This window comes from Enterobacter sp. JBIWA008 (assembly GCF_019968765.1).
Lineage (GTDB): Bacteria > Pseudomonadota > Gammaproteobacteria > Enterobacterales > Enterobacteriaceae > Enterobacter.
The window spans coordinates 378408-395914 of record NZ_CP074149.1 but is presented as its reverse complement, the minus strand read 5'-3'; the positions used below and the strand labels follow the sequence as shown (position 1 = coordinate 395914).

Genomic DNA, 17507 nt, shown 5'->3' with positions numbered 1-17507 from the left:
CAGCTACTCTTTGCATTATTTAACGTTTTCTTGAAACAAAAAAGAGTCCATAAATATATGGACTCTTTCTGTGAAGCCTCGGTAATTCTGTCCAACTTTTTGGGGTCAGTACAACCCGAGGCTACTCACTCAACTCCCAACAGGTTGAGAGTAGCCTCTTATTCTTTTTTTGACAAGGAGTAAAAGGCATGACGCCATTAAAAACTGCGTTAGGCATCGTCTTTATTGTTTGCCTGACGATAGCGATCTTTACCTTTATTACTCGCGGTAAGTTATGCGAGTTTTCAATAAAGAGTGAACATCAGGAGGTGGCGGCAAAATTAGCCTGCAACCCGGGCTAACCTCTACGGGCGGAACAACGGTTCCGCCCGGCTTGTAGGATGCTGAGGTCTTAATGCACCCATTTTTTTATTTTGCGCCCGCGATTATACTGCGCGGCGTGTATCCAGATGATAAGAGTCCATGAAAGCCATTTTTCTGTTGTTAATGTTTTTAACGTCCTTCGCCCGCGCGGATGAGATAGGCAGCCAGTATCGGAAACAGGCGGAAGCCGGTGATGCGCGTGCCCAGTATTATCTTGCCGATACGTACTTCAGCTCCGGCGACAGCAAGCAGGCCGCACAGTGGGCCGAGAAAGCCGCGAAAGGCGGCGATGTCGACGCCATGGGGTTGCTCTCGCAAATCCTCTTTACGCAGGGCGATTACGCCCAGGCCAAAGCCCTGGCCCAGCAGGCAAACATTGCTGGCAGCAAACGCGGCGCGATCATGCTGGCGCGCATTCTGGTGAATACTCAGGCGGGAAAAACGGACTATCCCCAGGCCATTAAACTGCTGCAAACGGCGACCAAAGATATCGATAGCGACTCTGCGGTCGATGCGCAGCTGCTGCTGGGGCTGATTTATGCCAACGGCGTAGAGGTGGCGCAGGATGACGTGCAGGCCGCCTCGTGGTTCAAGCGAAGTTCAGCCCTTTCGCGTACCGGCTACGCCGAGTACTGGGCAGGAATGTTGTTCAGGCAGGGGGAGAAAGGCTTTATCACACCAAATAAGCAGAAAGCGCTGTACTGGTTGAACCTGAGCTGCACTGAAGGGTTTGATACGGGGTGCGAAGAGTTTGATGCGTTGAGCGGGGAGTAAAACCCCCTCACCCTGGCCCTCTCCCCGAAGGGAAGAGGGAATAGTATGGTAGGCCGGGTAAGGCGAAGCCGCCACCCGGCTTTTTACATTACTGGTCAGCCGTCTTATCAAAACGACCCAGCACCTCGCGTTCATACGCCAGCGCTTTTTTGCGGTCGAATTTGTGTTCCCACTTGGCGATAACCAGCACCGCCAGGGCATTCCCCACCACGTTCAGCGCCGTACGCGCCATGTCGAGGATACGGTCCACACCGGCGATAAATGCCAGACCTTCCAGCGGAATACCGACGCTGCCGAGCGTAGCCAGCAGCACCACGAAGGAGACGCCCGGAACGCCAGCAATACCTTTGGACGTCACCATCAGCGTCAGTACCAGGACGATCTCCTGCCACAGCGACAGATCAATCCCGTACAGCTGCGCAATAAAGATAGCGGCGATACTCTGGTAAAGCGTTGAACCGTCCAGGTTAAAGGAGTAGCCGGTTGGTACCACGAAGCTGGTAATAGAGGCAGGCGCGCCGTAGGCTTCCATCTTCTCAATGATGCGCGGCAGCACGCTCTCAGAACTTGCCGTGGAGTACGCCAGAATCAGTTCATCTTTCAGGATACGAATCAGGATCCAGATGCTCAGCCCGCACAGGCGCGCCACGATCCCCAGCACCACCAGCGCGAAGAACAGGATGGCGAAGTGCACCAGGATCACCAGCTTCGCCAGCGGCCACAGGGAGGCAAAACCGAAGTTCGCCACGGTGACGGCGATAAGTGCAAACACCCCTACCGGCGCGTAACGCATCACCATATGGGTCACTTTGAACATGGTTTCTGAGATAGAGCGGAACACGGTCACCAGCGGCTCACGGTGCGTCGCTGGCAGGGAAGAGAGCCCCAGACCAAACAGTACCGAGAAGAAGATGATCGGCAGCATCTCGCCCTTCGCCATCGACGCCACGATGTTGGTCGGCACCAGCGACAGGATAGTACCCATCAGGCCATGCGCGTGGCTCTGCACGTCAGCGGTCGTACTTTGGTATTTCGAAATATCCACCGTTGCCAGCTGCGACATATCGATCCCGGAACCCGGCTGGAACACGTTCGCCAGCGTGATACCGAGGATAATCGCAATCGTAGTGATCACTTCGAAATAGATAATGGTTTTCGCACCAATACGGCCTAACTGCTTCGCATCGCCGACGCCAGCAATACCGACCACCAGCGTCGAGATCACAATCGGTACCACAATCATCTTGATCAGATGAATAAAGATATCCCCTGCAGGTGAAAGCAGGTTCGCAATCAGCCATTCGCGGCTGTCGCTGTGATAATGAAGGTAACTGCCCAGCAAGATGCCCAGTACAAGGGCGATTAAGATCTGCCAGGCAAGGCTGACTTTAACGTTTTTCATAGAAACTGACTTCCTCAATGAAGCGCCTTATTCACTCAAACTGCATGAATATGGAGACATACTGAAAGGGTATGAATTGTGTTGCGTTGGTTTATGGGATTTTTTAACGCGGCGTATGAGTATCATTTGCGCGACCTGTTGCGCAAGCCTTAAAGAACGACGCGTTTCACTCACAAAAGCGACGATGACGAGAGTTTGTTCTAATTCTGATAAATAACCTTTTGTTATAAAAACGCTTTTTTAAACATAAATGTGAATAATCTTCAGCATAAATTATTTTCCTTCAAAGTTTCATTCGCTCATTTTTCATACTCTTCAAACAATGCGTGATCTGTAGCCCAAATACTAAACAAAGCTTGTAAAGCCCCTACAATTAACGTTTTTGCGACATATTATTAACATCTTACAAGGAGAAAAAAAGCCATGAGCCAAATCCACAAACATGACATTCCCGCAAATATTGCGGACCGTTGCCTGATCACCCCGGAGCAGTACCACGAGAAATATCAGCAATCTATCACCGCCCCGGACACCTTCTGGGGTGAGCAGGGCCATATCCTTGACTGGATCAAACCTTATCAGAAGGTGAAGAACACCTCCTTTGAGCCCGGCAATGTCTCCATTAAATGGTATGAAGATGGCACCCTGAACCTGGCGGCGAACTGCCTTGATCGTCACCTCGCCGAACGCGGGAATGAGACGGCCATCATCTGGGAAGGCGATGACGCATCGCAAAGCAAACACATTACCTACAAAGAGCTGCACCGCGACGTGTGCCGCTTCGCCAACGTCCTGCTGGAAAAAGGCATTAAAAAAGGCGATGTGGTCGCTATCTATATGCCGATGGTGCCGGAAGCGGCGGTGGCCATGCTGGCCTGCGCGCGTATCGGCGCGATTCACTCGGTGATTTTTGGCGGGTTCTCGCCAGAAGCGGTTGCGGGTCGTATTGTCGATTCAAGTTCAAAACTGGTGATCACCGCCGATGAAGGCGTGCGCGCCGGACGCGGTATCCCACTGAAGAAAAACGTCGACGACGCGCTGAAAAACCCGAACGTCAAAACGGTCAGTAACGTCATCGTCCTTAAGCGTACCGGCGGCAAAATCGACTGGAACGAAGGGCGCGACCTGTGGTGGAGCGACCTGATTGAAAAAGCGAGCGACCAGCATCAGCCGGAAGAGATGAACGCAGAAGATCCGCTGTTCATTCTTTATACCTCCGGCTCAACCGGTAAGCCGAAAGGCGTGCTGCACACCACCGGCGGCTATCTGGTCTATGCGGCCACCACCTTCAAATACGTCTTCGACTACCATCCGGGCGACATCTACTGGTGTACCGCCGACGTGGGCTGGGTCACCGGACACAGCTACCTGCTGTACGGCCCGCTGGCCTGTGGCGCAACAACCCTGATGTTTGAGGGCGTACCAAACTGGCCGACCCCGGCGCGCATGTGTCAGGTGGTCGACAAACACCAGGTCAACATTCTCTATACCGCGCCAACGGCGATCCGCGCATTAATGGCGGAAGGCGATAAAGCCATCGAAGGCACGGACCGTTCCTCATTGCGCATCCTCGGTTCCGTGGGTGAGCCCATTAACCCGGAAGCCTGGGAGTGGTACTGGAAGAAAATCGGCAACGAGAAATGCCCGGTGATGGACACCTGGTGGCAGACCGAAACCGGCGGCTTCATGATCACCCCGATGCCGGGCGCCACGCAGCTGAAAGCCGGTTCCGCAACCCGTCCATTCTTCGGCGTGCAGCCTGCGCTGGTGGATAATGAAGGCAACCCGCTGGAAGGCGCCACCGAAGGCAACCTGGTGATCGCAGACTCCTGGCCGGGCCAGGCGCGTACCCTGTTCGGCGATCACGATCGCTTCGAGCAGACCTACTTCTCGACCTTTAAAAACATGTACTTCAGCGGCGACGGCGCGCGTCGTGACGAAGACGGTTATTACTGGATAACCGGGCGCGTGGACGACGTGCTGAACGTCTCCGGCCACCGTCTGGGCACCGCTGAGATTGAATCGGCGCTGGTGTCGCATCCGAAGATTGCCGAAGCCGCCGTTGTCGGTATTCCGCACAACATCAAAGGCCAGGCGATTTACGCCTATGTCACCCTGAACCACGGTGAAGAACCGTCGCCAGAGCTCTACGCTGAGGTGCGCAACTGGGTGCGTAAAGAGATTGGCCCGCTGGCGACGCCGGACGTGCTGCACTGGACCGACTCGCTGCCGAAAACCCGCTCCGGCAAAATTATGCGTCGTATCTTGCGCAAAATCGCGGCTGGAGACACCAGTAACCTTGGTGATACCTCAACGCTCGCGGATCCTGGCGTGGTGGAAAAATTGCTCGAAGAGAAGCAGGCCATCGCGATGCCATCGTAACCCCCTCAACCTAACCCTCTCCCTCACGGGAGAGGGAATAATAAAACCTCCCCTACAAATACTTCTGGAGACTCTGTGATGAATAACGATATTTGTCAGCAGATAGAGAATAGTGCGCACTACAGGGAGCTCGTCGATAAGCGGCAACGGTTTGCCTTCACCCTTTCCATCATCATGCTGATTATCTACGTCGGCTTTATTCTGCTGATCGCCTTTGCGCCGCACTGGCTGGGCACCCCGCTGCACGAGGGGACCAGCGTGACGCGCGGTATTCCGATTGGCATTGGCGTGATTGTGATTTCATTCTTGCTGACCGGCGTCTACGTCTGGCGCGCGAACGGTGAATTCGATCGTCTTAATAAAGCGGTACTGCAAGAGGTAAAAGCATCATGAAGAGAGTTTTGACGGCGCTCGCCGCCACGCTTCCCTTTGCCGCCCACGCGGCGGATGCCATTACCGGCGAGGTCCAGCGCCAGCCAACCAACTGGCAGGCCATTGTGATGTTCCTGATTTTCGTCCTGCTGACGCTGTACATCACCTACTGGGCGTCGAAACGCGTGCGCTCCCGTAATGATTACTACACCGCTGGCGGCAACATTACCGGCTTCCAGAACGGACTGGCGATTGCGGGTGACTTTATGTCAGCCGCCTCTTTCCTCGGGATCTCCGCGCTGGTGTACACCTCCGGCTATGACGGCCTGATCTACTCTCTCGGCTTCCTCGTCGGCTGGCCGATCATCCTGTTCCTGATTGCCGAGCGCCTGCGTAACCTGGGCCGCTATACCTTCGCAGACGTGGCCTCGTATCGCCTGAAGCAAGGGCCGATTCGCACCCTTTCCGCCTGCGGCTCGCTGGTGGTGGTGGCGCTGTACCTGATTGCGCAGATGGTGGGTGCGGGTAAATTGATCGAACTGCTTTTCGGCCTCAACTACCACGTCGCGGTGGTGCTGGTTGGCGTGCTGATGGTGATGTACGTGCTGTTCGGCGGCATGCTGGCGACCACCTGGGTGCAGATTATCAAAGCCGTCCTGCTGCTGTTCGGTGCCAGCTTTATGGCCTTTATGGTGATGAAGCACGTCGGGTTCAGCTTCAACAATCTGTTTACCGAAGCGATGGCGGTCCACCCGAAAGGGGAAGCGATCATGAGCCCGGGTGGGCTGGTGAAAGATCCGATATCCGCGCTCTCACTGGGTCTCGGCCTGATGTTCGGTACCGCAGGTTTACCGCATATCCTGATGCGCTTCTTCACCGTGAGCGATGCGCGTGAAGCGCGTAAGAGCGTCTTCTACGCCACCGGTTTCATGGGTTACTTCTACATCCTGACCTTTATCATCGGCTTTGGCGCGATCATGCTGGTGGGGGCGAACCCGGCGTTTAAAGACGCGGCGGGCGCGCTGATTGGCGGTAACAACATGGCGGCGGTGCATCTGGCGGACGCGGTGGGCGGTAACCTGTTCCTCGGCTTTATCTCCGCCGTGGCCTTCGCCACCATTCTGGCTGTGGTTGCAGGGCTGACGCTGGCCGGCGCGTCTGCGGTGTCGCATGACCTCTACGCCAACGTCTTCCGTAAAGGCGCGAGCGAGCGCGATGAGCTGAAGGTCTCGAAAATCACCGTCCTGGTGCTGGGCGTTGTCGCGATTCTGTTAGGCATTCTGTTCGAGAAGCAGAACATCGCCTTTATGGTGGGGCTAGCCTTCTCGATTGCGGCCAGCTGTAACTTCCCGATCATCCTGCTCTCCATGTACTGGTCGAAACTGACCACCCGTGGCGCAATGATTGGCGGCTGGCTGGGGCTGCTGACGGCGGTGATCCTGATGATTCTGGGCCCAACCATCTGGGTGCAGATCCTCGGTCACGCAAGCGCTATCTTCCCATATGAATACCCGGCGCTGTTCTCTATCGCCGTGGCGTTTATCGGTATCTGGTTCTTCTCGGCCACCGACAATTCGCCGGAAGGTAACCTGGAGCGTGAGAAATTCCGCGCCCAGTTTATCCGTTCACAAACCGGCCTGGGCGTTGAGCAGGGCCGCGCGCACTAAACCTTTCTCCCCGGTCATTCTGGCCGGGGAGCTTAAAACATCACCCACGCCACCAGCGGGGCAATTAGCACCATCACTACGCCTGAGAGCATCATCACCAGGCTCGCGACGACGCCCTCCTGCTGCCCCAGCTCATACGAACGTGCCGTGCCCGCCCCGTGCGACGCCGCGCCAAACCCTGCCCCCTTTGCCATCCCTTCCTGGATAGAAAGCCGCAGAAAGAGCATATCGCCGACCGCCATCCCAAAGACGCCCGTCACCACCACAAACAGCGCCACCAGATCCGGCTGTCCGCCGAGCGGTTTCGCGGCGGCCAGCGCAAACGGCGTGGTCACCGAACGCACGGCCAGGCTGCGCTGAATTTCATCGGGCAGCGTAAACAGTCTCGCCAGCCAGACGGAGCTGCAGACCGCGACCACCGTGGCGGTGATCACGCCTGCGCTGAGCGACATCCAGTGGCGTTTGATAATCGCCAGGTTGTCGTAAACGGGCACGGCAAAGGCGATGGTCGCCGGGCCGAGCAGCCACAGCAGCCAGTGGGATTCACCAATGTAGTTCTGCCAGGAAATGTGGCCGAAGACCAGCATCAGCACCAGCAGGATCGGCGTGAAGACCAGCGGCATCAGCGGCAGGGCATGAAACCGGCGATACAGCCGCTTGTTGGCGAAGTAGATCACGAGCGTCGCGATCAGGCACAGGACGCTTATCTGAAAATTAGTCATGTTTGTGCCTGCTGATTTCAAACCGGTACACTTTATCCACGACCCAGGCGGTCGCCCCCAGCACCATCAACGTACTCAGCGCGATGACCGCAAAGATTCGCCAGCCATCCACCATCAGCAGCTGCGCATAGTTCACCACCGCCACCACGGCAGGGACAAAGAACAGCAGCATTTCCGCCAGCAGCCAGCGCGCCCCGGCACGCACCCAGTTAAGGGGGACCACGCGACACAGAATAAGCGTCAGCATCAGCAGCATCCCGACAAGATTGGCGGGCAGCGGCAGATGCAGCCAGCCGACAAGATATTCAGCGAAAACAAACAGTCCCGCGTAGAGCAGTACCTGAACCGGTACCTGGAGTCGTTGTACAACGGCAGGCGTAACACGGCTTAACGCCACGGCCATGGGGGTTTTCCTCAAAAATGAGACGAGGCGCCAGTATAGAGAGCGCACGGTATGGACTGAAATGAATTAAAATCATCAAAGGTATAGTTTCGAGGAATAATCATGGACATAAGAACGCTGCGCTATTTTGTCGAAGTGGTTCGCCAGCAAAGTTTTACCCGCGCAGCGGAGAAGTTGTTTGTTACCCAGCCCACCATCAGCAAGATGCTGAAAAACCTCGAAGATGAACTGAACTGTACCCTGCTGATCCGCGACGGGCGCAAGCTGTTGCTGACCGACACCGGACGCGTGGTATTCGAACGCGGGCTGGCGATCCTGGCGGAGTTCCGCCAGCTGGAAGCAGAGCTGGACGATATCAATCATCTGACGAAAGGGGTGCTTCGCCTCGGCATTCCACCAATGGTGGGGATGATGATGGCCGGGCCGATCGGCCTGTTTCGCCAGCGTTATCCCGGCGTTGAGCTGAAGATTTCGGAGTTTGGCGGCTTAACCGTTCAGCAGGCCGTTACCAACGGCGAGCTCGACGTGGCCATGACCGCCCTCCCCGTTGAGGAAGAGAGCGGTCTGGCGACGCTTCCGCTCTTTAGCCATCCGCTGTGCGTGCTGGTTCCCCGCTCCGGTGACTGGCTGAAGAGAGATTCGGTGAAGCCTGAACTGCTCGGCGAGCACCCTCTGCTGATCTACAACGAAGACTTCGCCCTCAGCCGCCAGCTGATGACGCTGTTTAACCACCATAACGTGAAGCCGCGCATTGCGGTGCGCAGCGGACAGTGGGATTTCCTGGCAGCGATGGTGCAGGCCGGCGTGGGGATTGCCATTCTGCCGCAGCCGATTTGCGAGCGGCTGGATAAAAACACGCTGCGCTGGATCCCGCTGGAGAGCGACCTACACTGGCAGCTGGGGATGATCTGGCGTGAAGGGGTGTATTTATCGCAGAGCGCGCAGGCGTGGTTGCAATGCTGTGAGGGGTTTTGGGTTTCCCCTTCACCCTAACCCTCTCCCACAGGGAGAGGGAACCGATCGAGCTCGCAGGCCCGGTAAGCGCAGCGCCACCGGGCAAAAACAGCGCTACTGATTCTCTATCAACAGCGCTTCCAGCAGGTCCAGATCGTGCAGCAGCTTTTGCAGCGTTTCGTTGCTGATCTGGCGCGTGGCGCGCAGGTGATACAGCTCGGCACGCTCTGAGCGCAGCGCCGCCAGGCGGAACCGACGCTCCAGGTTTTCCTCCTGCAGCGAGCTTTCCACATCGTTACGCCCGTCGGCCCGACGACGCAGGTTACCAATCACGCGGGAACTGACTTCCGTCAGCAGCTGATTATCGATGTTCTCTTCCGCATCCGCGGCCAGGCGCTCTTCCATCTTCTGAATCGCGACAATTGCCACTTCGGCAGTAGCCGCCCGCGCAATACGCTCCTCTTTATGCTGCTGGGTCGAATCACCGGCATCAATATGCTGAAGTAAAATCGGCAGCATAATCACGCCGACAAACAGTGAGAACAGAATTACGCCCGCCGCCAGGAACACCAGCTCGTAGCGCGCCGGGAAGACGTCGCCCGTCGGCAGCAGCAGCGGAATGGAGAGGACACCGGCAAGGGTGATCGCCCCGCGTACGCCCGCAAAAGAGGCAATCAGCAGTTCACGCGTTGTCCAGGAGCCGAACTCCATCGGCTTTTTCTTCAGGAAGCGGACGCTGAAGTTTTTCATCGTCCACAGCCAGCCAAAACGCACCAGCATCAGCGCCAGGTAGATCAGCACGACGTCGGTAAACAGCATCCAGACCTCAACGTTCGGATCGGCCTCGGCCGCCACCAGCGAGGATTCCATAATGCCCGGCAGCTGCAGGCCCAAAAGCAGGAAGACCATGCCGTTAAAGACAAATTCCAGCATGGCCCAGGTGCTGTTGGCACGCAGGCGCATGGCCAGCGGCGCGCGGCGCATTACGCCGGAACGGGTGATGGTCATCCCCGCAGCAACCGCTGCCAGAATGCCCGACACGCCGATATGTTCAGCAATCAGATAAGAGGCAAACGGCAGCAGGAACAGCAGTACGATCTGCGTAGCGGGTTCATCGCCGCCCCAGCGGCTGAGGAAGCGCAGCGAGCGGCCGTACAGCCAGCTCACCACGAAGCCTGCGAGAATACCGCCAATCGCCACCTTGAAGAATTCCAGCGTCGCGCCGCCGACGGTAAAGACCATCGTGCCCATCGCAACGGCCACGGCAAACTTCAGGGCGACCAGGCCGGAGGCGTCGTTCATCAGCGCCTCACCCTGTAAAATCCCCATGATTTTCTTCGGAATACGGCCTTCACCCACAATGCCGGACAGCGCCACGGCATCGGTTGGCGACAGCACGGCGGCCAGCGCAAAAGCGGGTATTAATGGAATACCCGGCACCGCCCAGTAGATCAGAAAACCAATCCCGACGACGGTGACCACCACCAGCGCCAGCGCCAGGCCGAAGATCTCGCGCCCGTGCTCAAGGAATTCACGCGTGGGCGTTTTCCAGCCATCGGCAAACAGCAGTGGCGGAATAAACAGCACGAGGAACAGTTCGGGGTCAAATTCCACGTGCAGGCCAAACGTCGGCCACGCCAGCAGCGCGCCGATGGCAATTTGCATTAATGGCAGGGGGACCTGAAAGGGCAGTACGCGTGTAACCACCCCGGATAACGAGACCACAAGGGTCATGATGAGTATTGTGAAGAAGATTTCCATGCGTTCCCTGTTTGCTGTATTGCTTATGTACTCCGGAAGGCGTCGTGCCTTTTATTCTATCTTCCCCAGAGTAACGCAAAAGACAACAGGATGAGTCCTGAAAATAAAAACGGGCGGCCTGAGCCACCCGTTTTCGCATCAATGGATAACTCAGATTGCCCAGCCGCCCGCGTAGAACGCCACCAGCGCAACGGCGATCACCACGGTGCCGACGTTCAGCTTGCGCCATTCACCGGAGACCAGACGACCGATCACCAGCGACGCGAAGCCGATCATAATGCCGGTAACGATGTTACAGGTCAGCACGATGAAGACCGCGGTAATCAGGCCAGACATGGCGTCCACGAAATCCGCAAAGTCGATTTTCGCCACGTTGCTCAGCATCAACAGGCCAACGTACATCAGCGCCGGTGCGGTTGCGTACGCCGGAACCAGATAGGAGAGCGGTGAGAGGAACAGGATCAGCATGAACAGCACGCCCACGGTGATCGCCGTCAGGCCGGTTTTACCGCCTGCCGCCGTACCCGCTGCGGATTCGATATACACCGCCGCAGGCGCCGCCCCCACCAGACCAGAGAAGACGCTGCTCAGGGAGTCGGTGGTCAGCGCTTTGCCGCCATCAATAATCTGACCGTCTTTATCCAGCAGGTTCGCCTGACCGGCCACCGCACGGATGGTACCGGTCGCGTCAAACACGGCGGTCATGACCAGCGCCAGCACGCTTGGCAGGATTACCGGATTCAGTGCGCCAACGATATCCAGGCTGCCAATCAGGGAGTTGCCTTTATCATCGCTCAGCGACGGCATGGCGAAGATACCGGAGAAGTGTACGGTTGGATCGAAAATCAGGCCGATAATCGAAACGCCGATAATGGTCAGCAGAATGCCGCCCGGAACTTTCAGTTTTTCCAGACCGATAATCACCGCCAGACCGATCAGCGACATAATCACCGGGAAGCTGGCGAAATGGCCAAGCGCTACCGGCAGACCGTCCAACGGGTTCTTGATGACCAGACCGACGCCGTTGGCGGCGATCAGCAACAGGAACAGGCCGATACCGATACCGGTACCGTGCGCCACGCCCTGCGGCAGGTTGCGCAAAATCCAGCTACGGATGCCGGTCGCTGAAATCACGGTAAACAGCACACCCATCAGGAACACGGCACCCAGCGCAACCGGTACGCTGATGTGCTGACCCAGCACCAGGCTGAACGCGGTGAAAGCGGTCAGAGAGATGGCGCAACCAATTGCCAGCGGCAGGTTCGCCCACAGGCCCATCACGATGGAGCCCACGCCGGCCACAAGGCAGGTCGCCACAAAGACAGCCGCTGGCGGGAAGCCTGCTTTACCCAGCATACCCGGCACAACGATGACGGAGTAAACCATCGCCAGAAATGTTGTCAAACCGGCAACGATCTCCTGACGCACGGTGCTGCCGCGAGCCGAAATTTTAAACATGGCGTCAAGTGAACCGCCAGTACGCGCAGATGGCGTAGACATAGAAAACATCCCCTGAGAGTTTTTTAGGAAGTCCGTAAGCGAGGTGGAGACGCCACTGCCAGCTAAACGTCAAATCCTTGTGTTGCGTTTGCGACGAAAGGGCGTCACAAAAAAAGCAAACGTTTAGCTCCACGCTTACAAACGGGTGGTCAAATTAAGGCAAACGATTATCTAGCGTAATCCCCGCCCTTTTCAACTGAACTTTATCGTTTTTCGCTAAAATTCACTTATGACGCTGAAGAAATAAACAGAGGATGCGCAAACGTTATCGTTTATGCGCAATTTGTTTACATTTCAGTCCTCACCCGGGATAGATAACGGCCCCCCTTTTTCCAGGGTTCGTTGCCAGCCAGGGCAGTTCTCCACTTTTTGCTTCCATGCCTGAATATGCGGGAGATTATTGATGCCACCGCGCGCCAGCAGGGCAAAGATCGGGAAGCTCATCTGAATATCGGCCATGCTGAGCGTATCCCCGGCAAACCAGCTGTTTTTAGCAAGATGGGACTCAATAAAGCGTGCATGGGTTTCCAGCTGGCGGTTGAGATACGCTTTCTGCACTCCCTGCCCCAGCGCTTTACCCAGGGTTCTGATGCCAAACGGCACCGGCGGCTTGCCGAGGCTGCTGAAGACCAGCTTCATTAACAGCAGCGGCATCAGCGATCCTTCGGCGTAATGCAGCCAGAAGCGGTATTGCACCTTATGCGCCGGCTCTAAAGGCTTAAGGCGTGACTCGGGATCGTACGTTTCCTGCAGGTACTCCAGGATGGCGCCCGACTCTGCAAGGATCAGTCCGTTGTCTTCGATGACCGGTGATTTGCCCAACGGATGCACCTTTTTAAGAGCCTCCGGTGCCAGCATGTTCTTTTCGCGCTGGTAGTGGACGATCTCATATGGCAGACCGAGTTCTTCCAGCGCCCAGAGCGCGCGGTGCGAGCGCGACTGGTTAAGATGATGTACCGTGAGCATGGTTTTCTCCTGTTATTCATACTTTTTAACTATAGAAAATTGAACAACACCGCGAAAAAAATTCGTCTAAAAAGCGGTCTGCGAGGCTGGCGAAATAACGGGTCCTGGATAGAATTAAATTGTCAACACAATCCGGAACCTCCTCAACCAGCTCGACACGAGGGGTGTTGACGTCGGGGGAAACCCTCCCGTGAACCAGCGGGATAGAGTGAAAGACAAAGACCGGGAAAAACTAAAGCGCCCTTATGTGGCGCTTTAGTTCTTTATTAATCTTCTTCCAGCAACCGCGCCCCCGTTCCCTGCTCGCCCAGCCTGTCGCCGGGGTTACGCAGCGGGCAGTCGCTGCGCGACAGGCAGCCGCAGCCAATGCAGCCATCCAGCTCGTCACGCAGCGCGACCAGCGTATGAATACGCCTGTCCAGCTCTTCACGCCACTGGGACGACAGCTCTTTCCACTCTTTTGGGCTCAGCGTGTGTCCTTCCGGCAGTACGCCAAACGCTTCCCCGATCGTGGCCAGGGGAATTCCGATTCGTTGCGCAATTTTGATAATCGCCACGTACCGGAGCACGTCGCGGGTGTAGCGACGCTGGTTGCCCCCGTTACGGATACTCTTGATTAACCCTTTGCTTTCATAGAAGTGGAGCGCCGATACCGCCACGCCGCTTCGCTTCGCCACTTCACCGGGGGTTAAAAGCGCTTTAATTCGCGGCAATCTCTTTTCCATAAAACCTCTTTACCTCAAGTTAACTTGAGGAATTATACTCCCCCACAGAGAAAACGACGAATTAACCGAGATAGTTGTATCTACAGAGGGGCAACCTTATGTCGCATCAGCAGATTATTCAGACGCTTATTGAATGGATTGATGAACATATCGACCAACCGTTAAACATTGATGTGGTCGCTAAAAAGTCGGGCTATTCGAAATGGTATTTACAGAGAATGTTCCGCACGGTCATGCATCAGACGCTGGGTGAGTACATTCGCCAGCGCAGACTGCTGCTGGCGGCGCAGGCGCTACGCTCAACGCAGCGGCCCATTTTTGATATCGCGATGGATCTTGGCTATGTGTCGCAACAAACCTTTTCCCGCGTGTTTCGTCGTGAGTTTGACCGCACGCCGAGCGACTATCGCCACCAGTTAAATTAATCACCCTCAGTGCAAAGGTTGCTGCTGCCAGGTCATAAATTCCTGGGGCGGCATCGCTTTCGCGAAATGCCATCCCTGACAAAACTGGACGCCACGCTTCAACAGCCAGCTCACCTGCTCTGCCGTCTCTACCCCTTCCGCAATGGTTTTAAGCCGCAGGCTTTGCGCCATCTCGATAATATGCTCGGCGATCAGGTGGCTGGTACTGTTAGTCGTTAAGGTATCGATAAATGATTTATCAATTTTCAGAATATCCACGTTCAGCGAGTAGAGGTTGTGCAGGTTCGAGTAACCGGTACCGAAATCATCGATCGCGACTTCATAACCCGCCTGACGAAAAGCCTGAATCACCGGCGTGGTTTTTGGCACATCGATAAAACCGCGTTCCGTTACTTCTATTTTGATTTGCTGCGCGCGGACGGCATAGTGGTGGGCCTTGTCGGAAATCATGGCGATCAGCCGCGAGGAGTGGAAATCCGTGGCCGACAGGTTAATCGAAATATAGAGATGAGGGTGCTCGGCCAGGAAATGGCCCAGATCGTTGAACACCTCCTCAACGACATAGTCCGTAATACGCTCGCTCATCCCCTCATTTTCCGCCAGCGGAATAAACTCAGCCGGGCTCATCACCTGCCCGTTAAAGCCAGGCCAGCGTAACAACGCTTCCGCGCCCACACACTTGTTGTTCTTGATATCAATAATCGGCTGATAGTGGACGCAAAGCTGGCGTTTGTTCAGCGCCCGGTGCAGTAAGCGCCCCGGCGAATTAAGCTCACGATGGGTACGAGACCATACCAGTAAAATAATAATGCTGCAGATCATGCCCAGCGGCAGCGTCAACGTCGCCTGGTGATAAAGCGTTTCATAAAAGCGTTTATTCGATGTCGACACAATCGCCGCAATAGGTCTTTTGGGGGATGTTACGATCGTATAAAAGCGGTTATCTTTTTGAAATACCGATTCCTTATCCCGAATCATCGAATTTAATAAAGAAACATTGGCTTTCTGGCTGACGGAAAAGAAAGCATTGGTTACCGTGTCGTACACACCCCAGGAGAGAGAATGATCCGCAGACATGACTTCGCTGTATGAAAGCGGATTGACGACCACTACATAATTTCCGCGCTGCATATATGTCATTTTATAGCCAGTATAAAATGGGGTATCGCGATAATAATAGATAGCGACGTCAGGTTTACGCGTGTAATTAGCGACAGGAATGGCGTAGGGCCGATCCGGTGTAAAAACGGTCGAACAAAGAAAATTCTGACCTTCAGCATAAATTAAATCGGCGACAAACAGGCGGCCACGAACAACGTTCAGCATATATTGACGGTGTCCCGGCGTGCAAAGCTCACCCTGATATTTTTCAGCCTCGTCCCGGGCCAGTTCAACCTGTTGAATAACCAGCTCTGTTTTGTCTAAAGCCAGTTCAGCAAATGTACGTAGCTGGGCGCTTGTTTCAGACACGGCTCGTAGCTGGGCAAACCATAGCGCAAGCATCACCGGCAGCATAACTACCATGATGATCCCTACCACCCTGAGCGTTTTGCGCCGCGCGCTACGATTCATTTCCCGCCCTATATCCCTGCATATTGTACGCCTGTAGTAATGAAGGCCGGATGTTTTGTTGAACAGGTGATTACGTTGCATGAATCATGCGAAGTTAGCAACAGACTTTTAGTATTAAAAATCTTAAAATTCGTTATGACGATAATATTTTCCCGTAAGTTAAACTGTAAGTATTCGTTCCGTTTCAATTAAGGAAAATAATTATCCAGCCCGCCGGGGCAGGCGCAAAGATAACACAACAGACGATCGTTGATTAAGCCAAACGTCTGACAGCATGAAAAAAGTACAGCTTCATCATGACGTTTATGCTATTTGCTCTGGGGTATTGTGTTCGTTGATTTATAAATAATCAGGCTTTGCGCAATATTTTCAGTTTCGGCTGAGAATAACGCCCCTTTTATAAAAACCGAATTTGCGGTATCCCCACCTGCCCGATGGGCGTTTCCGGCACGCTGTGGATCCGTCCCCTCGTACGCCGAAGGCAGAACCAGCACGCACAATCGCCTTTCCTGAGGAATAAAATCCTTTTTTGCTCGCACAGATACTGGCGAATAAATCAACAAACGTGATATAGTTCACACATATTTTGTAACGAGAAACACCGTTTCATTCAGTTCGTCTTTTTTGTAGAGGATGGGTTTTATGGCAACCATTACTACCAGCATGGTTCTCCTGCGCTGGCCTTTGTTGAGTGCGGTACTGATGTTTTTGGCCAGCACGCTGAACATTCAGTTTCGTAAATCTGACTATGCGGGTCTTGCTGTCATCAGTACGCTGCTGGGGCTGGGTGCGGCCTGCTGGTTTGCAACGGGTCTGCTTGGCATCACCCTACTGGATATCGCCGCTGTCTGGGAAAATATTAAAGTGGTGATGGTTGAGGCGATGAGCCACACGCCACCAGACTGGCCGATGGTGATTACCTGATCCCTTACGGAATAAAAAAACCCAGACCATAGTCTGGGTTTTTTGTTTTAAGCACGCGGAAATCAGAACGGAATGTCGTCGTCGAAATCCATTGGCGGTTCGTTAGACGGCGCCGGAGCAGACTGCTGCTGCGGACGAGACTGTGCGCCACCGCTGAACTGGTTGCCGCCCTGAGGCTGCTGAGGCTGACCCCAACCGCCCTGCTGCTGGCTCTGACCGCCACCCGCTGGTGCACCACCGCCCTGACGGCCACCCAGCATCTGCATGGTGCCGCCCACGTTAACCACGACTTCAGTGGTGTACTTCTCAGCACCGGACTGATCGGTCCATTTGCGGGTACGCAGCTGGCCTTCGATATAGACCTGAGAGCCTTTACGCAGATACTCACCGGCCACTTCGGCCAGTTTGCCAAACAGCACAACGCGGTGCCATTCGGTCTGCTCTTTCATCTCACCGGTCGCTTTATCACGCCAGGATTCGGAAGTAGCCAGCGTAATGTTGGCAACTGCGCCACCACTCGGCATGTAGCGTACTTCCGGGTCCTGGCCCAGATTACCGACGAGAATCACCTTGTTTACGCCTCTGCTGGCCATGT

General features: G+C 55.2%; 17 protein-coding genes. 8 read left to right on the top strand and 9 right to left on the bottom strand.

The genetic code is table 11. The features are described from left to right. The first annotated feature begins 188 nt into the window (after positions 1 to 188). Complete coding sequence (locus tag KGP24_RS01875) at positions 189 to 341, top strand: Hok/Gef family protein (protein WP_223562193.1); 153 nt, start codon at positions 189 to 191, stop codon at positions 339 to 341. Positions 342 to 462: 121 nt separating this feature from the next. Continuing rightward, positions 463 to 1137 (top strand): tetratricopeptide repeat protein, encoded by a 675-nt coding sequence (locus KGP24_RS01870; RefSeq protein ID WP_223562192.1) that lies wholly within the window; start codon positions 463 to 465, stop codon positions 1135 to 1137. Between the two features lie 88 nt (positions 1138 to 1225). On the opposite strand, the gene gltP is transcribed toward KGP24_RS01870, so the two are convergent. Then, complete coding sequence (gene gltP / locus KGP24_RS01865; RefSeq protein ID WP_223562191.1) at positions 1226 to 2539, bottom strand: glutamate/aspartate:proton symporter GltP; 1314 nt, start codon at positions 2537 to 2539, stop codon at positions 1226 to 1228. A 423-nt stretch (positions 2540 to 2962) separates the two neighbouring features. Between gltP and acs the strand changes: the two genes are divergently transcribed. The 3 genes from acs to actP all read left to right on the top strand — a co-directional run bounded on the left by acs (position 2963) and on the right by actP (position 6960). Beyond that, positions 2963 to 4921, top strand: a complete 1959-nt coding sequence (acs, locus tag KGP24_RS01860) for an acetate--CoA ligase (RefSeq protein ID WP_223562190.1) — start codon at positions 2963 to 2965, stop codon at positions 4919 to 4921. A gap of 78 nt (positions 4922 to 4999) precedes the next feature. After that, complete coding sequence (locus KGP24_RS01855; RefSeq protein WP_223562189.1) at positions 5000 to 5314, top strand: DUF485 domain-containing protein; 315 nt, start codon at positions 5000 to 5002, stop codon at positions 5312 to 5314. Continuing rightward, positions 5311 to 6960, top strand: coding sequence for a cation/acetate symporter ActP (gene actP, locus KGP24_RS01850; RefSeq protein ID WP_047653091.1), 1650 nt, complete (start codon positions 5311 to 5313; stop codon positions 6958 to 6960). Before KGP24_RS01855 ends, actP begins: the two co-directional genes overlap by 4 nt. Positions 6961 to 6992: 32 nt before the next feature. Here actP and KGP24_RS01845 read toward each other — a convergent pair whose 3' ends face one another. Together KGP24_RS01845 and KGP24_RS01840 are read right to left on the bottom strand one after the other, a co-directional pair. Beyond that, positions 6993 to 7682: an LrgB family protein gene (locus tag KGP24_RS01845; RefSeq protein WP_223562188.1), complete on the bottom strand. Its 690-nt coding sequence runs from the start codon at positions 7680 to 7682 to the stop codon at positions 6993 to 6995. After that, positions 7675 to 8085: a CidA/LrgA family protein gene (locus KGP24_RS01840; RefSeq protein WP_223562187.1), complete on the bottom strand. Its 411-nt coding sequence runs from the start codon at positions 8083 to 8085 to the stop codon at positions 7675 to 7677. Before KGP24_RS01840 ends, KGP24_RS01845 begins: the two co-directional genes overlap by 8 nt. Positions 8086 to 8187: 102 nt before the next feature. Between KGP24_RS01840 and KGP24_RS01835 the strand changes: the two genes are divergently transcribed. Further along, positions 8188 to 9078 carry a LysR family transcriptional regulator gene (locus tag KGP24_RS01835; RefSeq protein WP_223562186.1) on the top strand — a complete coding sequence of 297 codons (891 nt, stop codon included), beginning with the start codon at positions 8188 to 8190 and terminating at the stop codon, positions 9076 to 9078. A gap of 75 nt (positions 9079 to 9153) precedes the next feature. On the opposite strand, the gene KGP24_RS01830 is transcribed toward KGP24_RS01835, so the two are convergent. The 4 genes from KGP24_RS01830 to soxR form a co-directional block, all read right to left on the bottom strand. Further along, positions 9154 to 10800, bottom strand: coding sequence for a Na+/H+ antiporter (locus tag KGP24_RS01830; RefSeq protein ID WP_023334184.1), 1647 nt, complete (start codon positions 10798 to 10800; stop codon positions 9154 to 9156). Positions 10801 to 10950: 150 nt separating this feature from the next. Continuing rightward, a complete protein-coding gene (gene ghxP, locus KGP24_RS01825) occupies positions 10951 to 12300 on the bottom strand; it encodes a guanine/hypoxanthine transporter GhxP (RefSeq protein ID WP_223562185.1) in 1350 nt (449 codons plus the stop codon). 294 nt (positions 12301 to 12594) lie between these two features. Beyond that, positions 12595 to 13266 (bottom strand): glutathione S-transferase, encoded by a 672-nt coding sequence (locus KGP24_RS01820; RefSeq protein WP_223562184.1) that lies wholly within the window; start codon positions 13264 to 13266, stop codon positions 12595 to 12597. Between the two features lie 266 nt (positions 13267 to 13532). After that, a complete protein-coding gene (gene soxR / locus KGP24_RS01815; protein WP_023331806.1) occupies positions 13533 to 13991 on the bottom strand; it encodes a redox-sensitive transcriptional activator SoxR in 459 nt (152 codons plus the stop codon). A gap of 98 nt (positions 13992 to 14089) precedes the next feature. Between soxR and soxS the strand changes: the two genes are divergently transcribed. Continuing rightward, positions 14090 to 14416, top strand: a complete 327-nt coding sequence (gene soxS, locus KGP24_RS01810) for a superoxide response transcriptional regulator SoxS (RefSeq protein ID WP_013095071.1) — start codon at positions 14090 to 14092, stop codon at positions 14414 to 14416. A gap of 6 nt (positions 14417 to 14422) precedes the next feature. Here soxS and KGP24_RS01805 read toward each other — a convergent pair whose 3' ends face one another. Continuing rightward, positions 14423 to 15988 (bottom strand): EAL domain-containing protein, encoded by a 1566-nt coding sequence (locus tag KGP24_RS01805; RefSeq protein ID WP_223562183.1) that lies wholly within the window; start codon positions 15986 to 15988, stop codon positions 14423 to 14425. Positions 15989 to 16630: 642 nt separating this feature from the next. Between KGP24_RS01805 and KGP24_RS01800 the strand changes: the two genes are divergently transcribed. After that, complete coding sequence (locus KGP24_RS01800; protein ID WP_008503385.1) at positions 16631 to 16912, top strand: YjcB family protein; 282 nt, start codon at positions 16631 to 16633, stop codon at positions 16910 to 16912. 62 nt (positions 16913 to 16974) lie between these two features. On the opposite strand, the gene ssb1 is transcribed toward KGP24_RS01800, so the two are convergent. Further along, positions 16975 to 17505, bottom strand: coding sequence for a single-stranded DNA-binding protein SSB1 (gene ssb1, locus KGP24_RS01795; protein WP_023310055.1), 531 nt, complete (start codon positions 17503 to 17505; stop codon positions 16975 to 16977). Positions 17506 to 17507 lie beyond the last annotated feature (2 nt).

What these genes read in the sequence shown, in the direction of transcription:
- KGP24_RS01870 (WP_223562192.1), top strand. Translation starts at nt 463, where the DNA reads ATGAAAGCCATTTTTCTGTTGTTAATGTTTTTAACGTCCTTCGCCCGC.
- KGP24_RS01830 (WP_023334184.1), bottom strand. Translation starts at nt 10,800, where the DNA reads ATGGAAATCTTCTTCACAATACTCATCATGACCCTTGTGGTCTCGTTA.
- ssb1 (WP_023310055.1), bottom strand. Translation starts at nt 17,505, where the DNA reads ATGGCCAGCAGAGGCGTAAACAAGGTGATTCTCGTCGGTAATCTGGGC.
- KGP24_RS01875 (WP_223562193.1), top strand. Translation starts at nt 189, where the DNA reads ATGACGCCATTAAAAACTGCGTTAGGCATCGTCTTTATTGTTTGCCTG.
- KGP24_RS01835 (WP_223562186.1), top strand. Translation starts at nt 8,188, where the DNA reads ATGGACATAAGAACGCTGCGCTATTTTGTCGAAGTGGTTCGCCAGCAA.
- KGP24_RS01820 (WP_223562184.1), bottom strand. Translation starts at nt 13,266, where the DNA reads ATGCTCACGGTACATCATCTTAACCAGTCGCGCTCGCACCGCGCGCTC.
- actP (WP_047653091.1), top strand. Translation starts at nt 5,311, where the DNA reads ATGAAGAGAGTTTTGACGGCGCTCGCCGCCACGCTTCCCTTTGCCGCC.
- KGP24_RS01855 (WP_223562189.1), top strand. Translation starts at nt 5,000, where the DNA reads ATGAATAACGATATTTGTCAGCAGATAGAGAATAGTGCGCACTACAGG.
- gltP (WP_223562191.1), bottom strand. Translation starts at nt 2,539, where the DNA reads ATGAAAAACGTTAAAGTCAGCCTTGCCTGGCAGATCTTAATCGCCCTT.
- soxR (WP_023331806.1), bottom strand. Translation starts at nt 13,991, where the DNA reads ATGGAAAAGAGATTGCCGCGAATTAAAGCGCTTTTAACCCCCGGTGAA.
- KGP24_RS01805 (WP_223562183.1), bottom strand. Translation starts at nt 15,988, where the DNA reads ATGAATCGTAGCGCGCGGCGCAAAACGCTCAGGGTGGTAGGGATCATC.
- soxS (WP_013095071.1), top strand. Translation starts at nt 14,090, where the DNA reads ATGTCGCATCAGCAGATTATTCAGACGCTTATTGAATGGATTGATGAA.
- KGP24_RS01840 (WP_223562187.1), bottom strand. Translation starts at nt 8,085, where the DNA reads ATGGCCGTGGCGTTAAGCCGTGTTACGCCTGCCGTTGTACAACGACTC.
- KGP24_RS01845 (WP_223562188.1), bottom strand. Translation starts at nt 7,682, where the DNA reads ATGACTAATTTTCAGATAAGCGTCCTGTGCCTGATCGCGACGCTCGTG.
- KGP24_RS01800 (WP_008503385.1), top strand. Translation starts at nt 16,631, where the DNA reads ATGGCAACCATTACTACCAGCATGGTTCTCCTGCGCTGGCCTTTGTTG.
- acs (WP_223562190.1), top strand. Translation starts at nt 2,963, where the DNA reads ATGAGCCAAATCCACAAACATGACATTCCCGCAAATATTGCGGACCGT.
- ghxP (WP_223562185.1), bottom strand. Translation starts at nt 12,300, where the DNA reads ATGTCTACGCCATCTGCGCGTACTGGCGGTTCACTTGACGCCATGTTT.